This window comes from Streptomyces sp. 13-12-16, assembly GCF_002114215.1.
Taxonomy (GTDB): Bacteria; Actinomycetota; Actinomycetes; order Streptomycetales; family Streptomycetaceae; genus Streptomyces.
Genome location: NZ_NCTE01000811.1, coordinates 8,421 through 11,431, shown reverse-complemented (window position 1 = coordinate 11,431; position 3,011 = coordinate 8,421). Strand labels below are relative to the sequence as shown.

Below are 3,011 nucleotides of genomic sequence, written 5' to 3'. Positions count from 1 at the left end.
CCTGCTCGCCGTCCACACCGCCGACGGCACCGACGCCACCGAGGTACTGCGCCTCGCCGGCGCCCTGGAACACGCCTCCGAACACCCCGTCGCCCGGGCGATCGCCGCGGGCGCCGAGGAGCGGGCCGGCGCGCTGCCCCGCGCCGAGCACTTCGAGAACGTCCCCGGCCGGGGCGTACGCGGGCGCGTGGAGGGCCACGAGGTGGCCGTGGGACGCCTCTTCGACGCGTTGCCGCCGGAGCTGGCGCGGGCGAAGGAGGAGGCCGAGCGGGACGGGCGTACGGCCGTCGTGGCCGGCTGGGACGGGGTGGCGCGCGGTGTCCTCGCGGTCGCCGACGCCGTGAAGGAGACCAGCGCCGAGGCGGTGCGCGAACTGCGCGCGCTCGGGCTCACGCCGGTGCTGCTGACCGGTGACAACCGGACCGTCGCCGAGGCGGTGGCCCGGACCGTGGGCATCGACCGGGTGATCGCCGAGGTGCTGCCCGAGGACAAGGCCGACGTCGTACGACGGCTCCAGGAGGAGGGGCGCAGCGTCGCCATGGTCGGCGACGGCGTCAACGACGCGGCCGCGCTGGCCGTCGCCGATCTGGGTCTCTCCCTGGGCACCGGCACGGACGCGGCGATCGAGGCGGGCGATCTGACCCTGGTCCGCGGCGACCTGCGGGTGGCCGCGGACGCGATACGGCTCTCCCGCAGGACACTCGGCACGATCAAGGGCAACCTGGTGTGGGCCTTCGGCTACAACGTGGCCGCGCTGCCGCTGGCCGCCGCCGGGCTGCTGAACCCGATGATCGCCGGTGCGGCGATGGCGTTCTCCTCGGTGTTCGTGGTGACGAACAGCCTGCGCCTGCGGGCGTTTCATTGAGGTCTCAAGTTGGGGTGTACCCCTGTCGTCCGGTACGCCCCTCACATAAGCTCTTCACACGGCTCGCGCATCTTCCTTACGCTTGGGTCCCGTGAGCGGTTTGCGGACTCTTGCGCCTCTGGGGGACATGTGCAAGAGACGCAGATCACAGTGATCTGAACGTAACCATCGAAGGGGTTCGAAGGTCTAAGTTGGCGATGTCGGGCAGCGTCTTGGGGGGCGCTTCCTGACATCTGGGGAATGTCTTGGGGGACTTTCTCCGGAGATTGCGTTGCCGGGGCACGTACCCAGCGGGGAGCTTTGAGCGGCCCTCCCGAACGTGCGCTGTCCCGGCAGACCGCACACACCGACGAGTACGGCGGGTTCAGGTCCGTCCGTACTCACACAGCGATTCAGGCGCTGTCCTCACAGACGCCCGGCCGGATCCCGTGGGGGGAATCCGCACCGGGACATGGGAAGGCGCCCTGGTTCGTCGGCCCGTGGGGGGACCGTCGACCGGGGCGCCTTCTTCCTTGCTGCCGTACGTCACGCCGATGGGCGCGGTCTTCCGTGCGGCTTGCGGCCTGGCAGCATGCCGAAGGGGCGCGGGGAGCTACGCGACCGGCCACAGGCCGGCCCGCAGTCGCCCACACCCCTTCAGCGACGAGCCGCTGGGCGCTCAGCGCCCCCACCGGCCGGTGCCGGGCGCACGTCGAACGCCCTACCGGCAGGTGTCAGCGCTCCTCGACCGGAACGAAGTCGCGCTCGACGACGCCCGTGTAGATCTGGCGCGGGCGGCCGATGCGGGAACCCGGCTCCTTGATCATCTCGTGCCACTGGGCGATCCAGCCCGGAAGGCGGCCGAGGGCGAACAGGACCGTGAACATCTCGGTCGGGAAGCCCATGGCCCGGTAGATCAGGCCGGTGTAGAAGTCGACGTTCGGGTAGAGGCTGCGCGAGACGAAGTAGTCGTCGGAGAGCGCGTGCTCCTCCAGCTTCAGCGCGATGTCCAGCAGCTCGTCGGACTTGCCGAGGGCGGACAGCACATCGTGCGCGGCAGCCTTGATGATCTTGGCGCGCGGGTCGAAGTTCTTGTAGACCCGGTGGCCGAAGCCCATCAGGCGGACGCCGTCCTCCTTGTTCTTCACCTTGCGGATGAAGGAGTCGACGTCACCGCCGTCGGCCCGGATGCCCTCCAGCATCTCCAGCACCGACTGGTTGGCGCCGCCGTGCAGCGGGCCCCACAGGGCGGAGATGCCCGCGGAGATCGAGGCGAACATGTTCGCCTGCGAGGAGCCGACCAGGCGCACGGTGGAGGTCGAACAGTTCTGCTCGTGGTCCGCGTGCAGGATCAGCAGCTTGTCCAGGGCGGCCACGACGACCGGGTCGAGCTCGTAGTCCTGCGCCGGGACCGAGAACGTCATGCGCAGGAAGTTCTCGACGTAGCCGAGGTCGTTGCGCGGGTAGACGAACGGGTGGCCGACCGACTTCTTGTACGCGTAGGCCGCGATCGTCGGAAGCTTGGCGAGCAGCCGGATGGTGGAGAGGTTGCGCTGCTGCTCGTCGAACGGGTTGTGGCTGTCCTGGTAGAACGTCGACAGCGCGGAGACGACCGACGACAGCATGGCCATCGGGTGGGCGTCGCGCGGGAAGCCCTTGTAGAAGTTCTTGACGTCCTCGTGCAGCAGGGTGTGCTGCGTGATCTCGCCCTTGAACTCGGACAGCTCGTCGACGGTCGGCAGCTCGCCGTTGATCAGCAGGTAGGCGACCTCCAGGAAGGTGGAACGCTCGGCCAGCTGCTCGATCGGGTAGCCGCGGTACCGGAGGATGCCGGCCTCGCCGTCCAGATAGGTGATGGCGGATTTATAGGCGGCGGTGTTGCCGTAGCCGCTGTCCAGTGTCACCAGACCGGTCTGCGCGCGGAGCTTCCCGATGTCGAAGCCCTTGTCGCCGACGGTGCTGTCGATCACCGGGTAGGTGTACTCGCTGCCGTCGTACCGCAGTACTACAGAGTTGTCGCTCACGTCTTCCCTCACCGACCTAGTGCCTCATCTTCGAGGTGCCCTGACTGTCTCCACCATCCCCCACTCGGCGCAGGAGAGTGCACTCGGGGTCGACCATCGGGCCTATCGGCGGCACTGAGTGCCGCCAACTTGCCCATCCTGCC

General features: G+C 68.7%; 2 protein-coding genes. One reads left to right on the top strand and one right to left on the bottom strand.

Annotation, left to right across the window (positions count from 1 at the left end):
* Positions 1 to 865, top strand: an 865-nt coding sequence (locus B7767_RS29450) for an HAD-IC family P-type ATPase (protein WP_143652689.1), incomplete at its 5' end; no start/stop codon positions are given.
* A 713-nt stretch (positions 866 to 1,578) separates the two neighbouring features.
* Here the strand turns inward: B7767_RS29450 and B7767_RS29445 are convergent.
* Positions 1,579 to 2,868: a citrate synthase gene (locus B7767_RS29445; RefSeq protein WP_085574814.1), complete on the bottom strand. Its 1,290-nt coding sequence runs from the start codon at positions 2,866 to 2,868 to the stop codon at positions 1,579 to 1,581.
* Between the last annotated feature and the right edge of the window lie 143 nt (positions 2,869 to 3,011).